The 17,245-nt window shown below is 51.5% G+C and carries 12 protein-coding genes; 1 reads left to right on the forward strand and 11 read right to left on the reverse strand.

All coding sequences use genetic code 11. The annotated features are described in order from the left end of the window. Positions 1 to 43: 43 nt before the first annotated feature. The 5 genes from GEOB_RS16575 to GEOB_RS16595 form a co-directional block, all read right to left on the reverse strand. On the reverse strand, positions 44 to 829 hold the full coding sequence (locus tag GEOB_RS16575; protein ID WP_012648407.1) for a carboxypeptidase-like regulatory domain-containing protein: 786 nt from the start codon (positions 827 to 829) through the stop codon (positions 44 to 46). Next, a complete protein-coding gene (locus GEOB_RS16580) occupies positions 826 to 1,617 on the reverse strand; it encodes an energy-coupling factor ABC transporter ATP-binding protein (RefSeq protein ID WP_012648408.1) in 792 nt (263 codons plus the stop codon). Before GEOB_RS16580 ends, GEOB_RS16575 begins: the two co-directional genes overlap by 4 nt. Further along, positions 1,614 to 2,426, reverse strand: a complete 813-nt coding sequence (gene cbiQ / locus GEOB_RS16585; protein WP_012648409.1) for a cobalt ECF transporter T component CbiQ — start codon at positions 2,424 to 2,426, stop codon at positions 1,614 to 1,616. Before cbiQ ends, GEOB_RS16580 begins: the two co-directional genes overlap by 4 nt. A 209-nt stretch (positions 2,427 to 2,635) precedes the next feature. After that, complete coding sequence (locus tag GEOB_RS16590; RefSeq protein ID WP_012648410.1) at positions 2,636 to 4,144, reverse strand: B12-binding domain-containing radical SAM protein; 1,509 nt, start codon at positions 4,142 to 4,144, stop codon at positions 2,636 to 2,638. 202 nt (positions 4,145 to 4,346) lie between these two features. Then, on the reverse strand, positions 4,347 to 4,700 hold the full coding sequence (locus GEOB_RS16595) for a hypothetical protein (RefSeq protein ID WP_012648411.1): 354 nt from the start codon (positions 4,698 to 4,700) through the stop codon (positions 4,347 to 4,349). Positions 4,701 to 5,282: 582 nt separating this feature from the next. Between GEOB_RS16595 and GEOB_RS16605 the strand changes: the two genes are divergently transcribed. After that, the gene (locus tag GEOB_RS16605) at positions 5,283 to 6,752 is read left to right on the forward strand and encodes a LuxE/PaaK family acyltransferase (protein ID WP_012648412.1); all 1,470 of its coding nucleotides are present in this window, start codon (positions 5,283 to 5,285) and stop codon (positions 6,750 to 6,752) included. A 65-nt stretch (positions 6,753 to 6,817) separates the two neighbouring features. On the opposite strand, the gene GEOB_RS16610 is transcribed toward GEOB_RS16605, so the two are convergent. From GEOB_RS16610 to GEOB_RS19490, 6 genes are all read right to left on the reverse strand, one after another. Continuing rightward, on the reverse strand, positions 6,818 to 8,155 hold the full coding sequence (locus GEOB_RS16610; protein ID WP_012648413.1) for a B12-binding domain-containing radical SAM protein: 1,338 nt from the start codon (positions 8,153 to 8,155) through the stop codon (positions 6,818 to 6,820). Between the two features lie 43 nt (positions 8,156 to 8,198). Next, entirely contained in the window at positions 8,199 to 8,732 is a 534-nt protein-coding gene (locus GEOB_RS16615) for a hypothetical protein (protein WP_154650515.1), read from the reverse strand. Between the two features lie 19 nt (positions 8,733 to 8,751). Then, positions 8,752 to 9,579 (reverse strand): cytochrome c biogenesis protein CcsA, encoded by an 828-nt coding sequence (gene ccsA / locus GEOB_RS16620; RefSeq protein WP_012648415.1) that lies wholly within the window; start codon positions 9,577 to 9,579, stop codon positions 8,752 to 8,754. 43 nt (positions 9,580 to 9,622) lie between these two features. After that, positions 9,623 to 10,777: a hypothetical protein gene (locus tag GEOB_RS16625; RefSeq protein WP_012648416.1), complete on the reverse strand. Its 1,155-nt coding sequence runs from the start codon at positions 10,775 to 10,777 to the stop codon at positions 9,623 to 9,625. A 142-nt stretch (positions 10,778 to 10,919) separates the two neighbouring features. Then, positions 10,920 to 12,212 (reverse strand): TolB family protein, encoded by a 1,293-nt coding sequence (locus GEOB_RS16630; protein WP_012648417.1) that lies wholly within the window; start codon positions 12,210 to 12,212, stop codon positions 10,920 to 10,922. A 116-nt stretch (positions 12,213 to 12,328) separates the two neighbouring features. Continuing rightward, the gene (locus tag GEOB_RS19490; RefSeq protein WP_012648418.1) at positions 12,329 to 16,912 is read right to left on the reverse strand and encodes a cadherin-like beta sandwich domain-containing protein; all 4,584 of its coding nucleotides are present in this window, start codon (positions 16,910 to 16,912) and stop codon (positions 12,329 to 12,331) included. Positions 16,913 to 17,245 lie beyond the last annotated feature (333 nt).

A 17,245-nucleotide genomic window follows, 5' to 3' on the forward strand; every position in this document is an offset into this window, starting at 1 on the left:
TGCGCTTGTAAAGGCCGCAGCAAATTAATTTCATAGCAATGGATCAAGGAGATGCATTGCCTCTTCCAGCGAATCTGTTGCCAACGATATCGATTCCTTTAGTAGCAGCCCCCGTGGTGACCAGGACTGGAGCTGCCTCCCCACTGCCATAGAAACCAAGGATCTGCCCCTCCTGCGGCCGTCCACCACCGTAAAAATCCCTTATTTTCAGGTAATAGGTACCGCCCTGATGAAGGCCAAGGCGATAATTCCCCTTACGATCGGTCTTTGTGGAGACAAAAAGAGGCCTGCCTTTCATTTCCCGATTGGCATAGGCCAGGATCAGCACTCCCTCTACAGGTTTCCCATCACGATCGGCCACCGTGCCTTCTATGGCTGTTACCCCCTTCTGGAGGACGCCTTTAAAGGCCACACCGTCTGTAAAAGTGCCAATGTCCGCTTTTTCACCGGCTTTGACAACATGTATGAATGGTTTCCCGTTTTCGTCTTTTTTCAGAAAGAAAACGTCCCCCGGAGACAGCGGCCCGACCCCTTTTCCTTTGAGGCGCTTCATTCCTCCCAGGAAATAACTGCCGGCAGGGGCCTGGACGGTAAATCTTCCATCACCTTCAATCGGAAATGTACCGTCAGGAACTCGCCAGTAGCTTTCCGGTAAAGGAGGAGGACCGTTGGTCACATTGAAGAGATGGACGTACCCGTCGCCGGCCAGATCTTTCTGCAGCCACATCCATCTGCCGGACAGGGTACCGGTTGCTGGTTCCTGGGCAATTGTGACTGCAGCTATGACTACTACCACAGATAAAGTGATAACTTGAACCAGTTTTTTCATGGGAGCACCTCCTTTTTCAGCGTTGAACTCAGCTGGGGGAAACATCCACAAACGGGACATCCCTGCATGGAAAGAGGCTTTTCCAGTCTGCATCGTGTAAGCAGTGCGTCATTTTGAAAAATTTCCAGGGTAGGACCGTCCGCCTGGACCTTTCCCTCGTTAAGAATGATGGTTCGCTCGCAGAGGCAGATGACCATGTCCAGATCATGACTGGTGAAAATTTTCGTATGATGGAAGTCCCGGAGAAGCTCCATGAGCTGGCGTCTGGAAAATGGATCCAACCCACTGGTAGGCTCGTCCATAACAAGGATATCCGGAGACATGGACAAGACCGTGGCAATGGCTACCCTCTTTTTCTCCCCCCCCGAAAGGTGGTGCGGCGCCTTCTCCTGCAGGTGCAGTGCGCCCACGTGCTCCAGAGCACATTTGACCCTGGCATCGACTTCCGCAGCCGGAAGGCCGATATTCATTGGCCCAAAAGCAACATCATCGTAAACGGTTGGCATAAAGAGCTGGTCGTCGGGATCCTGGAAGATCATGCCGACGGTCCGGCGGATATTCGGCAGGGTCGCCTTGCTCATGGGGAAATCACCAATGCGGATCTCTCCGGCAGTGGGCGTCAGATAACCGTTCAGGTGCAGCAGGAGCGTTGATTTGCCGGCGCCATTGGCGCCGATGATGGCCACCGATTCTCCATGGGTGATGCGAAAGGAAACATCATCAAGGGCTGCCGTACCATCGGGATAGACGTGGCGAAGATTTTTAACTTCAACGATATGATGACTCATGTGAATAGTTCCGTCACCAACGATCCCACAAGCAGTGACAGATTTTCGCACCGCAGGATGAAGAAAGAGGTAGACCAGCAGAGGAGGAAGGCGGTTTCCCTCCTGCCAAAGGTGAATTGGTGACGGGTATTGAAGTTCCCTTCAAAGCCCCTGGCCAGCATTGCCATGTGAACCCTCTCTGCCCTCAGCCAGGTCCTCAGAAGAAGATGACCCAGAAGAGGAATAAAGCTTTTCATGCCCAACCCATTTTTACCATTGGCCCGCAGCTCCCGCGCCCGGGACACCCGGCTCCCCTCTTCTGCCAGGACAAAAATATACCTGTAGAGGAAAAGCAGCTGTACAGCAAAGGCCCGCGGCATGCCAAGCTTCTCCATTGCCCGGCAGATGGACGGAAAACCGGTGACGCACAGAAGGATTAGCGCCGCACTTATGGTAAGCGCAGATCGTATTAAGACCGAAGCGAAGGAAATCCAGCCACCGCTTATGGTCAGAGGCCCGAACTCCATCATCGTGCCCCGGTCAAACAGCGGATTGAAGAGGGCGACAATGACGGCAAAAGGGCAGATTATGGCTACTTTTCTGGCAATGTAGCCCACGGGAAGGTCGGCAAGTGCAATAATTACAGCCGGAAAAATGAAAAAAGGGAATACTGCGGAAAGTTCGTACTTGCCGAAAGAAACCACAGTCACGACAAAGGCAAGGGTAACCAACACCTTGGCGCGCGGGTCGAGGCGGTGGATTGCCGTATCCCCCTTTGCCAGCAAGTCCAGTCGTTTGAAGTCAAGTAATGCACTATCGATGGAGAGCATGTCGTTAGAAATAATAGATGGTAGTGAAGTCCCTTAAATAGAAAATGAGGCTGGATAATCAGCCTCATCTCTTTTCAACTTCATTGAAAATGAATTAACAGGGATGAACAATTGCACTGCCGACGACTTTGGGTGCTACATATGTCTTTTTCATCAGAGCGCCTCCTCTCTTACCGTTATGAAATCATTTGCTGTTCTGCAGTAAATACTTATGGAATCGGTGCAATGGCTTGGTGCATGGCAGGAGACTTATGGCCCTTAACCGTCTTGATCAGTGCCTTCACCTCGGGTGGCATCTCTTTTCCCTCCTTCATGGCTGCTTTGATCTGCCCTGCCAGATAGGAGTGGTTGATGAAGATGTCCAGCACCGCCAGCATGAAATCCTTCTTCCACCCTCTGATCTTATCCAGATTCTGGAACTTGTGCATGTAGAATTTCTGCGCCGCCTTGCCCAGTTCCTTTTCCAGTTCATCCACGGACATGTTTATCGGTTTGAGAACCGGTTCCACCAGATTGTACTTGCGATAGTCTTTGGTTACCACATATTTTTCCAGTTGTGGATAGAGTTCGGCATAGGGCCAGGGAGCGATGGCCAGGAAAAAAGCCATGTCCGGATTGTAATGCTTGGCCAGCTCTATGGTGGCGGCAATGGATTCAGGGGTGTCTTCAGGCATGCCCAGGACGAATGAGGTCTCTGAAACTATATCGGCATTATTGATGATGTCGATTGCCAGTTTTGACTGTTCTACCTTCGTATCCTTCTTGAAGAGATCCAACGTTTCCTGGGAGCCGGCCTCAACCCCCACATAGATATGCTCGACCCCTGCCTTTCGATACTTGTCCATGATATCTGCATCGCGGAGAATATCATCGACGCGGGTTTCCATCAGAAGCTTGACTCCCACCTTGCGCTCGATCATCAGATCGAGGATCCGCACCCAGCGATCCCTGTCAAAGGTGGGAATCTCGTCGGAAAGCATTGCGACTTCAACGCCGTATTTGTTGTTCAGCATCTCCAGTTCGGCAATGAAATTCTCCGGACTTCTGGCTCGCCAGGTCTGGGCCCAGAAAAGCTGCTGGGAGCAGAAAGAACATTTCTGCTGACAACCTCGCGACGAGGAAACGATAGCCAGTCTGGCATTATTCTTGGCACGATAGGTATAAATAGGCCATTCCACCAGGTCCCAAGCCGCCTGAAGGGAGTCCAGATCCTGTATATAGGGAGCCTTCGGGGTAGCAATGACGCTGCCACCGGAATAAAATGCCAAGCCGGGAACGGCAGCAGGATCCTCACCGGCATTGAGGCAATTCAGAAGGGACGGCAGTGTCACCTCCCCTTCGCCACGTACCACATAATCAATTACGTTATGATCTGCGGACAATAATTCTTCATAGCAGAAGGTAGCGTGGACATTGCCAATGACCGTAACAACCTGCGGATTCACTGATTTGGCAAGTCGAACAAGTTCGACGGCATGAACTATGGAAGCGGTGTAGGCAGTTGTTGCAACCACATCAGGGTTGAATGCCTCGATCCGTTCCTGGATCTCAGGCCATTTGTGCCACAACGACATGGCGTCATAGTAGTCGACTTCGTAGCCCTGCGCCCGCAGGGCACCGGCAATATAGACAAGGCCCACGTTCAGCCAGGTGCCTGCAGACTCAACAACCCCTGAATGATAAGGGGGGGTGATGAGTGCCACCCGTTTTATAGTCATCGAGAACTCCTTTGAATTTAAACCACCAAATCATGGACATCAGCAATTATCATGCCGTCAAAAAGCCATCAACACCAAGCCCAAACAACAGTGCTTTCAAATACTTACAATAAAACTTCCATTGAGGCGTTACGGGTGATTGGTGAAATAACCGGTATAGCCAAAGCAAAGTAGCGTAAACGAACATAAAGAGAACGTTTAGTTAATGAAAGGTCATATCGAAAACAAACCAGTAACCTATGCCAAAGGCAATGAACAGGATGATATGCTTTACCAAGAGCATTCGACGGCGTGTTCTTTCCGAGTCGACCCCATAGTAATTGTCAACATAGGTAAAAGTGCGTCCTGAGCCTGTCGCCATGATAATAACACCAGCGGCAACGCTCTGCCAGAAGAAGAGGTGCTCCAACTGGTTTAGTATTCCGGTCACCATCGGCTGTCGACCGTGCATATCATGGAGTACGGCAATGGCAATTATGGCCGCCAGCCAATAACCAGCTGCAAAATCATGGATAAATCCATTGAGAACAACAAGAGATTTCTTAACCTGCACCATGACCAAGCTCTCGGTAGCAATGCCGGCGTCAGAAAATTCAGAGGCCGGTAAACGCTCTTTATTAGTTAGTTTCCATCCGGAAACTCCGGATGATAAACTGGTGGTTTCCGATTCGGAAAGAGGGGATTTTTTGTTCTGGCAAGGAAATCAAGGGCTTGAGCGGAGACGTACATCGGTACGTCGCACAAGTAAGCCCGCAGATTGACGCCGCCAGGGCAGAAAAGAACCCTTTCCGGATGGAAACTAGTTATGATAAGTCCTTGGCATTATGGCATAAATGATTTACCGGTACAATTCTATTTTTAATCTGTTGTTAATGCACCATTCCGCCGTTGATGGCAAACTGGTTATTCCTTGACTAGACAAAGGTCCGTAAGCTACTATTTCCCTACCTGCATGATGAGCCCGCTGATGTTTGAGCTGTTTTTTTGTTCACTGCTGCCATAAAAAGCAGCAGCCCTACCTGATCACCTGGCAGCTATGCTGTATTTCTGGCCTATCCGATACGACCTTGATTGGCTCAAACCTTGCTAGAACAGTTCCCGGGTGTTAAGCAACAACCACTAAACAGGAGTCCATTTTATGGCCACAACTGATAGTACAAGTCATCGTCTCACTGAAGAAGTTCTCGGATTTATTCAAGCAGGAGTTGACGCCGAGCTTTCGGATGCCCAATTCAATGACTATTCAATGCAACTGTTCGCATTGCAGTACCAGAACAACGCCATCTTCAGGGAATTCTGCGACGCCAAGAAAGTCAAACCGGGTGATATCAGTCGCTGGCAGGATGTCCCTTTGGTCTACAATGATGTCTTCAAGACACATCTGGTTGCATCTTTTCCTTTGGAACAGTCGGTGATGGCATGTCTGACCGGCGGCACAACCAGCCTCACCCAGCGCGGTCGCATTTTCAGGGATGAGGACGGGAAACGCCTCGTCTTTGGTGCAAACAGGATGATGACCGAATCATACCTGTTCCCCGATTTTGAGGAGGGAAAACGTTGCCGCATCCTCATCCTTGCTCCTAGCCCTGAACTGGCACCATCCATGGGAATGGCCATCGGCATGGATCAGACAAGACAGGCGTTCGGCACTCCGGACAGCATGTTCCTGCTTGGAAAAACCGGCATTGACGTGAAAAACCTGCTTACAGCACTACACGAAGCTGAGTCAAGCGGGATACCTGTGGCACTGATCGGCGCAACCGCTGCATATGTCTATTTCTTCCAGGCCTGCCGCCGGAAAAAAATGAAATTCAAGCTTCCCCCAGGAAGCCGAGTCTGCGACGGCGGCGGTTATCGTGGGCGCTTCGGCGTAGTTACCCGCGATGATTACTATGAAATGGTCAGAGAGATACTTGACGTTCCGGATACCCACTGTGTAAACGTTCTCGGTGAAGCCGAAACCGCCACCAATTTGTTTGACGATGCATTACGCCGCCATATGAAAGGTCTTTCGCCCCGCAAACGGGTTCGTCCTGTACCTCCATGGTCACGGGTGCTGGCCATGAATATCGACGATCTCAGCCCTCTGCCCGATGGCGAAGTCGGCTTGCTCGCCCATTGGGACCTGGCCAATGTACCGACTGTACTGGCCGTCATAACCGACAACCTCGGTTACACAACTGATAACGGTACCGGCTGTGAAATGGTGGGGCGTGCCAAAATTGAGAACGGCAAGGTATCACCGCTGCCTGATGAGGACCGGACCATGGGTCCCATGGGCGACAATGCCGTTTTCAGGATGTTGGAAGCGTACACCAACTTTTCCATTGACCTGAAGATGCGCTTTGCCAAAAGCCCCAAGGTCAAACCGAGCATCAGGGAAGAGGTCGAAGCACGTCCCGGTTCTCTGCCGTCATGTCCCCAGGTCGTCGATGAGATCCTGGTTTCTCAGGCGAGCAAAGAAGCCGCAGAACTGCGCGACGCAGCCCTTGGGGCATTCAAGGATCAAACCGAGCGGCCGCTTGACTGGTACAAGGCCGAAGAGAAAAAACAGGAACTGAAGGATCACCCTGCGGGACTGCAATCGGAAAAACTGCCAAAAAAATAATTACCAATAAAAATGGCGGTCAGGAAAACTTCCCGACCGCCAGATTATCTTTTAGCTGATTACGCTTATCCCATAATCTGTTTATCCCGGACAGCCCGCTGCTCTTCCTTCCATTTTTCATAGGCGATCTTCATCCCTTTGCGCACCGGCAGCTGATTCATCAGCGACAGGATATGGGCAAACGGAAAGCCAGACAGCGGCACATGACGCATATGGCTAAAGATCCTCCAGTTACTGAGAATTTCCAGAGATGTTTCGTAAAATGCCTCTTCTCGTGCTGCCGGTGTCATTCGCGGATCGGGGTGATCAAAAAGTGCATATGCCCCGGTGTAATACTCCCAGCCAAGATCCTTATAGATGTATGGTTCATACTGACGACGCAACTCGGTACCCGGGTATGGCACAAGCAGCGAAGGATGCATGCTGACTCCCAGACGGTCCGCCAACTCCACGGAACGCTTGAAATCATCCAAGGAATCATTTCTCCCCCCCAGCATGTAAAACAATGAGACATCAATGCCATGGTCACGGAGGGTTCTGACGGCTCGTTCGCGGTCGACGCCAATTTTACCGTTTGCTTTGTAGGCGGTCAGAGAATCATCAGAAATGGCATCCCATCCCACCCAAACAGTCAGCATTCCGCTTTCCCGGGCGGCGTTCAGCATGCGTGAACCGCTGGGTGTCAATACCGGGCGCAGGCTGCCGAAGCCCATCCACTTCTTGCCGCTCCCTCTAAGGGCAGTGAACATATCGATTGCACGCTGCTCGAATCCTTCCCACCAGATATTTTCATCTCCATTGATGTACATCTTCTCCGGAACGGCACAGACGTCACGCACCACATCCTCGATGGGGCGAAAGCGGATGCTTGCTCCATAAAAGGGTTTGACTGAGCAGAAGGTGCAGTTATACGGGCAACCGCGGGAAGTATTGATGACACGGAACTGGTGCCCTCCGGAAAGTTTCCCGAAAAAGGGGGTTGGGAGATCGTTGAGGGGGAGTTGCTCCCCCCGGTAGAACGGTTGCAGCCGGCCGGCCTTGAAGTCGCGCAGGACCTGCGGCCACGTTGATTCCGCCTCGCCGATGACGACCGCATCCCCGTGGGATTTGGCCTCTTCCGGCATGGAGGAGGCATGGATACCGCCGAATACGACTTTTATGCCCTTAGCCCGAAGGGCATCGGCGATCATATATCCCGGCACGGCTGTCGGGGTCAGGATGCTGATGGTTGCCAGGTCGCATTGGATTTTGTCGATGGCCTCGGGGGTGGCACTGGCGCTTATCAGCTCGATCTCGATATTGGGATCTTCCCTGTGCGTTAATGCCGCAAGATACTCAAGGATCGGCGGTGCGACCGGCGTCCAGCCGAAGGGAAGCGGAGGGAAGATAATGCAGACTTTCATTTATAAAGCACCTTTCAAACTGCAACAACAGCGGAAACAAACATCAGAGATCGAGTTTTTGGTTAGCATATATGGCATCGAGTACCACCTTTGCATCAGCCCTGGGTGTTCGGTAAATCCTTCCGCCGCTTCGTATTTCGACGTTTGTCATCATCGCCAAACCATAGGCACCATCCGGATAGATGACGAACTTTACTTCTATCCCTCTGGCGGTGATACCGGCGCTCCTCTTCTTGAAATCGAAAAGACCGGTGGGAATGTAGCCGACAAAGTCCACGAAGATATTACCGTTCGCGGCCCTGGTCTCGCGCCATTCCCTCTTTTTGAAATACCCGTATTTGCCGAAAGCTTCGCCTATGGGCATTTTCGGGTATCCGGGAAGAATGGCCTTCTGAATGACACCGGCCATATCCGTGGGACCTGCACTCGAACCGCTGGCGGTAGAGTGCGGAGATTGGTTCATGGCAGGAGTCACGCTTGGGACGACGACACCTCGTTTTTCAAGTCCGGGCATGGCGTCAGCAGTGCCTAACAGTCCTACGATGCTGATTGCCGTAATCAATGTCATTGCGCGCACAGGTCAACCCCTTTTCTTACTAATTATGCTCGATGCGGAACCCGGAATGGAAGGTCTCCACACCGAAAGGGATACCCCAGTAACTTACGATCATGAAGATCAAAGCTATCAACGCATACCAGGCAAGCCTGGTGCCTCGCCACCCAAAAGTAATGCGCAAGTGGAGATAAATCCCATAGACCAGCCATGAAACGAGCGACCAGACCTCCACCGGATCCCATCCCCAATAATTACCTTTTACCTGGTTCGACCAGAAGCAGCCTGAAATCATCATCAATCCATACATGATAAAGCCGCCAGAAACAAAGCGGTAAGACAACAGATCCAGTGCACCAAGGTCAGGCAACTTGTCATAAATCCCGCCCGATTTTCTTTCTTTCAGAAGGTACATCAGCCCTATGCCGGCAGCCACAAGTACGGAAGCAAATCCTGATGAGGCCCCTACTATGTGGACCCAAATCCACCCACTTTGCAATGCCGGGGAGAGTGACGTGGCTACTTCTTTCATCATTGTTCCAGCCCAGCCGAGCAGTACAAAGGCCACCGGGATGACCAGCACCCCCAACGGCCGCAACCTCTTTGTGAACGCCTGAAAAGCGACAAAAATGAGGACCGCCATAAAGGTCCCAAGGGTAAGCGACTCGGAAATGTCGATAAACGGCGTGATGCCCGTTGCCGACCAGCGAAGGGCAATGGCTATGACATGGGGAATAAAACCAGCCACTGCGCTGTAGAGGCCAATGGTGAACAACTTCTCCTGTTTGGCAATCATGCCGAAGATATAACTAAAGGTACTCACGCCATACAGTGAAACAGCTGCCCAGAAAAACATCAGTGCCGGCTTCATTGTTCATCCCCCTTGTATACTAGAAATTCATTGGTAGTCGGCATCACATCCGACTTCGCATCATCCGCCCAATGGTTGTAATAAGCATCCCAGCCAGCCCTATCCAGAGGCTTGTCAACACTATCGGCTTGCCCGGTTCGTAACGAACGTTCATAGCCACCCAATAGCGGACCTCTTTCGGAGTAAGTCGGTAGCCAAAGGCAGAGAATGATTGCCCCACCGCAACCCTACCCTCTTTGATAATAAAGTCTCTGACTTCTTTATGGTCCTTTCCCAAAGGCATTACCACATAAGACACATCCCCGCCACCATAATTTGTGGAGGAAGGAGAGAAAGCAAGCTGCAATTCCATAAGCGGTCGCATGGGGTCCTGAGGAAACATAAACGGAGCAGGACCTTCTTTAGTGCCGGTGGTATATAGAAATGACTCGTCCTTTTGCCTTAGGCTCTGCAGAGGAAAATGGGCTCCATATATTTCCTTGCCGGTGGAGTCGTTAAGTACCACCAGCAGTGAATATCCCTCCCGGTCCGTATAGTAAGTGAGTCCATGATGGGTCAGATTATGGGTAATGTAGATAATGCCGTGACTCTTACGTCCGCTTTCGCCGACCTCGATCTCGTATGCAGCGCGTTTATCTTCTTTACCAACCCGGTACCCACGGTGCATTTTTATCAAGGATGCCTCACCTTTAAGGCGATCAATGGAAAAAAAACGCCCGTGCTCATACTTATCATAGCTGTTGAAATCGCCGCTGGGTAGAATTTCCCCTTCGGTAAGTCTGATGTTTCCTCGAAAATAGAAGAGGCTGTTAAATACAATTCCGCAGAGAATAGCCACAAAGCTGATATGGAAAAGGATCATGCCGAAGGAGATGATGGTGAGTTTTCTGTGCCAGATCCTGCCGAAAAAGCAGCAGGCCACATTTACGACAAGCAGCACCAGGATGCTGTTGAACCAGAGAGTGCTGAAGATCAATTCCCAGGCCCGTATTCCGCGGATTATCGTGACCCCGACAATACTGCATATCAAGATTGTCACAAGGAGCAGCATGGCTAATCTAGCCGATGCCAGGAAATCGTAGATCAGCCGAATTGTCTTGTGCACCGGGTGAAAGCGCGGCTGAAGAGGATAACTCTCCGGCTGTTCATCGGGACATGTCTCTGAATGAAGTTCGGTTTTATCTTGTAATTGCGACATTTCCACCTGCCGGCATGGATAATTTGTTCAAGGGAGAAATGATTTTAAAAGTCTGCAACCGCTGGTTCCCCAGCTCATCGCCACGATAAACCTAGCATAAATAATACAGCCGGTGCAACCAGATCCTGCCTAGAGATGGTTATCAGAATAGGTTATCAACCTTCCACCAGAGAGTGCGACCGACTTTGGCACCATACCCGACAGTTTTACCGTCAGGAAATACCTGAATGTCCCATACCCCATCGTAATGAGGCAGTTCTCTGACAGTATGACCTTGCAGGTCAGCGACAACGGCAAATCGCTCCCCATCCTTACGGGTACGATATACCACATGATTTCCATTCGGAATAAATTGCGGCGTAACAACCTTGTCAAAGGCCGGACCATTTGCACCGTTCACCACAATAAAATTCTTAGGGCCGATTGCTGCGCCATAAACGAAATTCGATCCGTTTCGGCTAAAAGAAGGGAAATTTATGGAGTCATATGTATTGCCGGTATTTTTGCCGTTTAGAAAGGAAACAACTTTCCCGCCAAGAAAGCCAGTGTGGATGGTGTTGCCTGTTGAAGAAACCACCAGCTCAAAGACAGACTGGAGATTGTCGGTCTTATGCTTTACTCCGTCGACAACCAGGAAGGTTTCCCCCCTCTGACTCGCCAGAAAGGCAAGATGTTTGCCATTTTCAGAAAGATCCAAGGCAAAGATTTGATCGTACCACTCAGTTTCAACGGGCTTGGGGGCCGAACCATCGAGATCCAGCATTATAACGGCACTCTGGCCATTCAAGGTAGCAGAATAAGCCAGATGTGTCTGTAATTCATCAAGGTTAACAAAACTTATGGAGTCATAATTCCTGTCTGTGACACAACTTTTAAGCTTTTCACTGCAAATATGCAGAGCACTACCCTTTTGCTCTGCGACAAAGGCTACTTTTTTGGGGGAGGAAAGGAGAAAGGTATCGGAAATTGTGCCCTTGAAGGGTTCAATCTCCTTCCCATCCGATACCATCAGGGATTGGTCGCCTTGGGTTGCCGAATATATAACACGGCCGCTCCTGCTATAGGCAAGGTGGTTAATAGTGTCGTAGCTTTTTCCTTCCTTACCGTCCACGACCACAAGTTCTTTGCCCCCCTTTCTTGCGATATAGGCACACTCTGACCCCGATGGTGAAAATGCCGGACCTCGAACATGCTCGTAAAAGATACCCATCTTGTCGTTGATAACCATCGCTTCCTTACCGTTGGACTTCACGGCATACGCAACCTTATTACCATCATCACTGAATAAGGCGTCGTCAAACTCAGCACCTTCAGGAATGTTTGCCAGGAGCGTAGATTTGGTGTTCAAGTCAGGTGATGTGGAATGAGAACCTTTCTTGCAAGCGGAAAAAGCGAATATAACGACAATCATAGACAGAAGTATGCGCATTCTCATGTTAACCTCCGGTTGCAGAAATCATTCTGGATTTGGTCATGTCGAGCAGTATCAGTTCAAAAAAAAAAGCCCCACCCTTATGGGCGGGGCTGAAGAACAATTAACTGACCCGGTGGCTAATAGGTACCGCCAACCGTATAGGTCTTGCCGGACTGGTTGGAACATGCGCCTCCGGTATAGGAAACCATGGAACATTGCGGACTGTAGGTACTTGAGCCGATCATCCGCGGTTGGTGGTTGCTCAGATTCATCCTGTTACGGATAAAGGCATACGGTCTGGTGTTCACCTGAGCAGGGGTGCCTGCCGATCCAAGCCACCGGACAGTTGCGGTAGCGCCTGTGGTCGGCAAGGCGTTGGTTCCGTGGAAGTTATCCGACCTTGCCGGGCGGGTGCCTGTGTTGGCATCTGCATGACAGTAATGACAGTTAAGGAAGGTAGTGCCGTTCATATCACCCGAAGTTGTAGTAAAGGCCGAACCGGTTGCGCCGGTATTGTGGCCCGGATAAGTATAGGTGAGGTGACATGATGAGCAATGTGTCGGGCTGGACACATAAATAGTACCATTGGTCGTGGCGTTGCCGCCGCGAATCAGAACGTTGGCGTCGCCATGGGCTGAAATGGTGCGGAGTGTCTTCATTCCGGTAGTCTGGCCGGTGTTGTGACAATCGAAGCAACTCATAATTACACCAGAAGACTTTGTCCCAGAGGTACCGCGGGTGCCGGTCGGTTTGTAGGGATCGGCAAGTCGGGCAGCGGTTGGGTAGTCAGCCGAGCGGGCGGCACGTACCGGGTGCTTGGATGAGTTGGTCGGGTCGAACTGGCTGAAGGCATTAAGCACAGTATATCCTCCGCCAAAAGGAGCAGTGGGAGTTGGAGATGTTCCAGCTCTTGCCGTGGTGTTCGCAGCACCTCCAGAATCATGGCAGGTGAGGCAGAATTTCTGGGTAATTACACTGGCAACTGTATTGTTGATGGCCGAAGACCGGGTTCCTGAAGCAAATGATGTTGAGAAACGCTGGAAGGTGAATGCCGCATTGTTATTATCGGTAATGGCAACCTCACCACTGCCATCGGGGTTCCGGAGATCGATATTTCCATCAGCGTGATATTTGGAGGTTTTCTGGGTGGTGAAGTTGCCCTCCAGGTGGCAGACGATACAGTCAGCATCTGCGACTGCGGTACGAGTTGATTTCTTGTGCCCGTAAGTCTTGCCGAACTCGGCCGTTACAGCAGCAAGTTGCTTCCCTGGCCGGCCTTTCGTACGGGTGATGGCCGCTGCATGGCAATCGGTACACTTAAGGGTATTGAGCCCCCAGGTGGTGGTAATGTGACAAGCAAGGGTACAGGTGGAGTAGCCGGAATTTGCCGGATGCTTGGCAACGTTGGCCGGGTAGCCCTGGTTCGTAACATCGATGTCTGTGTCGCCATGGGCTGCGTTGGCATAGCTCTGGGTTACTGTATTGGAGACGGCGCCGGTATGGCACTCATCACAGATATAACGGCCATAGTTCATGTGAGCCGAATGACTGCCGGTGTTGGGACCCTTCTGGTTGGAAGGTGAGGAGTAGGTAATGAAAGCGCCGGCTACGTTGTGGCATGCGCCACAACCTGCGCCCGTGCTGCCCCAGGCTGGTGTCGAGCCAGCGCCTGAGCCGTAGGGGCTTCCATGACAGGTTGTGCTGCAAGTGCGGTTACTGTAACCATCGTTGGCTGGGTGCTTGGTAACGTTAGTCTGGTAGCCGACGTTTACTATGTCGATATCACCATCGGTGTGACCATTGGCAACTGACGGTGCGGCGGTTGCCGAAGTCCCTGTCGCGTGGCAGTTGGTACATGCATAGGCGCTGTGAGTACCATGGCCGCCGGTTGCCGGGCCACTTGCGCCGATAGGATAGGCGGAGTGGCAGGCGGAGCAACCATTGTTGGTGGTGCCCCATTGTGGCGTGAGTGATGATCCCGTGGTGCTGTAGACATTGCCATGGCAGCTTGCGCTAGAACATTTTGAGGTTGCGCTGCTCCAGCCAAGTGCCGAGTCAAGATTTACGACAGCAGGGTTGGTGGTGGTGTTACCACTATTTCCGGGCCCGTGATCGGCATTGCCGCCGGAGCCGCCGATATTGTGGCAAGTGGTACAACCGTTGGTAGCGGCCGGGACGTGGACGGAGTGATTGCCTGCTACATCCGGGTGAACGGTGCCGTTAGGTTCGCCGGTACCGCCTGCAGCACCATGGCAGCTGCCGCAGCCGATGTTGGCGGTCAGAGGATCCCCCTTGGTGTGACAGGACTGACAGTTAGGTGGCGTGCCGCCAGTCGCTGGGTAGGTACCAGCAGGTGTACTGTTGGTATGGCAGCCTATGCCGCTGGAACAATCGGTGTGGCCGGCACTGGTAGCATAAAGTGGAACAGTGTGGCCATTGCCCTTGAAGCCTTTGTTGTGGGGGTGGCACTTGATGCATTCCGCCCGGTTGTAATGGGTATTGGAAGTCACGGATTTACCGACTGACTTGACGGAAGAGCTATATTGATGGAAATTTGTCTGGTGGTGGCAGACTTCGCAGATATTGGTCGAACGGTTCAGGGTCGACCGCTGATCGTTACCGAAGAGATCCATGGCATTCGTCACGGTGGAGGTCATCCGTGAGAAGGTAACGCTTCTTGTGCCTGTTGGGGTGGCAATCTGCTGAGCAACCTGCTTGACGTTATTGGTACCGGCGGTGTGGCACCAGGTGCAGTCTTTGCCGGCGCCCCAATTGCCGTAGCCTTTGGCGTTGCTTGGATCAAGATTCGCTGCACTGTGCATCAGGGGATTTACGTAGGCAGTAGTGGAAGTAGACCCGGTCACTATGCCGTTTGCCGGGGTGCGGCCATCAGCGTCAGTGAATGTCGCCTGGAAATAGTAGATAGTTGATTCAGCAAGGTTATTGATGGTAGCAACATAGGAGCTGCCGGATTTTGCGGAGGTTGCTGTGTTAGGATAGGTCCCATTGACAGTACCCCACTTGATGACACAGCTGTTATTGTTGTTATCGTCACCTGTAAAAGGTGCAGTCACCGTGATCGAGTTGCTGGTAACGCCCGAATAGCTAAGCGCTCCTGCAGTGGTGCCGTTAACAGCAGCGGCACGAGTGACGGTAACCGTGTAGGTCTTGGTTGTAGTGCCGTCTTGGGCAGTGACGACCGTGGTAATGGTGTTTGACCCGACCACAAGGGCTATGGGAGCGGATGCCGTACCGCTGGCAACGGTGGTGCCGTTCACTTTAACTGTTGCAGTCGCGTCCTCAACCGTGGGAGTCACTGTAATTGAGGCAACGGGGTTAGCGACCGAGGCCGTGTAGGATATGGTTCCGCTGGCAAAAGCAGGGCTCAAGGTACCGGAAGACAGCACCAGGTTGCTCAGATTTGCATTTGTTGAAGCAGCGGCCGCACGTGTAACGACAACGGTGTATGTCTTGGTGGTTGTGCCATCTTGTGCAGTAACGACAGTTGTTATGGTGTTTGCGCCCACACTCAGTGCAATCGGGCCGGAAGCCGTACCACTGTTGACTGCAGTGCCGTTTACGGTGGTGGTGGCGGTGGTATCAGCCTCGGTGGGTGTTACTGTAATGGAGGAAACGGAGTTTGCTACCGAGGCGGTGTATGAGGTAGTTGCACTGGAGAAAGCAGGTGACAGCGTACCGCTGGACAGAACAAGATTACTCAGATCTGCATTTGAGGAGCCTGCTCGGGTAACAACCACTGTGTAGGTTTTGGTCGTAACGCCATCTTGGGCTGTTACGACAGTTGTGATCGTATTGGAGCCGACTGCAAGGGAAATGGGGCCGGAAGCAGTACCACTGTTGACAGCAACTCCATTAACAGTTGTCGTAGCCGTCGTGTCCGCCTCTGTCGGCGTAACGGTAATAGACGAGACGGAATTGGCGACAGAAGCGGTATAGGAGGTGGTCGTGCTACTGAAGGTAGGCGTCAATGTCCCAGACGAGAGCACTAAATTGCTAAGGTTGGCATTATTGGAAGCCGCGACAACCTCATTAACAATCAAAACACCAGAAGTTCCTGTTCCGGCCGTATCAGCTGTAGATCCCCAGTATACCCGCTTAGCAGTTGATGTACCCGCTGTCGCTCGAACACGGATGCCGAGCTTGGCACCGACAGGAACAGTCGCAGATTGTCCTGTCAATGACAGAGTGACTGTTGAATCTCCTACCGATGCCACCGCCGATGTCACTTCAGTGCCGGTGAAATCTGTTTTTGTCCCGCTCGAAGTCACATAAAATAACCTGACACCGGCAGTCCATCCACCAGACCCACTGTCGCGAAGCCTTACTTTAAAGGAGGTGCCTGTTACCGTGGTGGCAACAGCATATGCAGAATTAAAATACGCCTCCACAATAGTGCCTGCACCGGAAACAGTATGGACAGCACGCTGACTGGCGCAAGCAAAAGCGGATGTATCCATTAGGGTTGTAACAGCCCCGGTATTATTTGTTCCGCATGCACTCGAGTCGGTCAAAACTCCGGTTGCGACCGTGGTCCCTGAATTGACCTGAAGATTATAGGTCACTGAAGCGGCCATGATTTCATGTGGCTTATACCACCCCTCATACATGAACACCGACAGGGTCAAAGTAAACAGCACCGTCAATGCCACCTTTGCCCACAGATTCAATCCTCGGATCTTCTTAGCGATAACCTTACCCATAATCTCTACCCCTTAGTCAAGTAGTAATCAAAATATATTAAAAGAAGCCTTTTCATCCGCGCTTGTCTTTAAATAATAAAATTCTAGGAGCTAATGAATGCAAAAACAGTACCCATAATCTAGACAGTAACCCTCCCATTAAAGTACAGCACCAAGCAAGGTCTGAAAACGGCTGGTTTAAAACAATAATTTTCTGGCTATCACGAGGTTTGCGTGGATATTTTTTTATACGAATATGTGCCCCCGAGTAAATTCAACAGGTTATCCCAATGCCGTATCCACTCCCCCCCTTTCAATTTTGCCGGCAGCGCAAGATCCATTACGTTGTAAAAC

Origin of the sequence: Geotalea daltonii FRC-32, from assembly GCF_000022265.1 — a bacterium.
Classification (GTDB): Bacteria; Desulfobacterota; Desulfuromonadia; order Geobacterales; family Geobacteraceae; genus Geotalea; species Geotalea daltonii.

Bases quoted from the DNA above. Each gene is read 5' to 3' on its own strand.
- GEOB_RS16575 (WP_012648407.1), bottom strand. From the start codon at position 829: ATGAAAAAACTGGTTCAAGTTATCACTTTATCTGTGGTAGTAGTCATA.
- GEOB_RS16580 (WP_012648408.1), bottom strand. From the start codon at position 1,617: ATGAGTCATCATATCGTTGAAGTTAAAAATCTTCGCCACGTCTATCCC.
- cbiQ (WP_012648409.1), bottom strand. From the start codon at position 2,426: ATGCTCTCCATCGATAGTGCATTACTTGACTTCAAACGACTGGACTTG.
- GEOB_RS16590 (WP_012648410.1), bottom strand. From the start codon at position 4,144: ATGACTATAAAACGGGTGGCACTCATCACCCCCCCTTATCATTCAGGG.
- GEOB_RS16595 (WP_012648411.1), bottom strand. From the start codon at position 4,700: ATGGTGCAGGTTAAGAAATCTCTTGTTGTTCTCAATGGATTTATCCAT.
- GEOB_RS16605 (WP_012648412.1), top strand. From the start codon at position 5,283: ATGGCCACAACTGATAGTACAAGTCATCGTCTCACTGAAGAAGTTCTC.
- GEOB_RS16610 (WP_012648413.1), bottom strand. From the start codon at position 8,155: ATGAAAGTCTGCATTATCTTCCCTCCGCTTCCCTTCGGCTGGACGCCG.
- ccsA (WP_012648415.1), bottom strand. From the start codon at position 9,579: ATGAAGCCGGCACTGATGTTTTTCTGGGCAGCTGTTTCACTGTATGGC.
- GEOB_RS16625 (WP_012648416.1), bottom strand. From the start codon at position 10,777: ATGTCGCAATTACAAGATAAAACCGAACTTCATTCAGAGACATGTCCC.
- GEOB_RS16630 (WP_012648417.1), bottom strand. From the start codon at position 12,212: ATGAGAATGCGCATACTTCTGTCTATGATTGTCGTTATATTCGCTTTT.
- GEOB_RS19490 (WP_012648418.1), bottom strand. From the start codon at position 16,912: ATGGGTAAGGTTATCGCTAAGAAGATCCGAGGATTGAATCTGTGGGCA.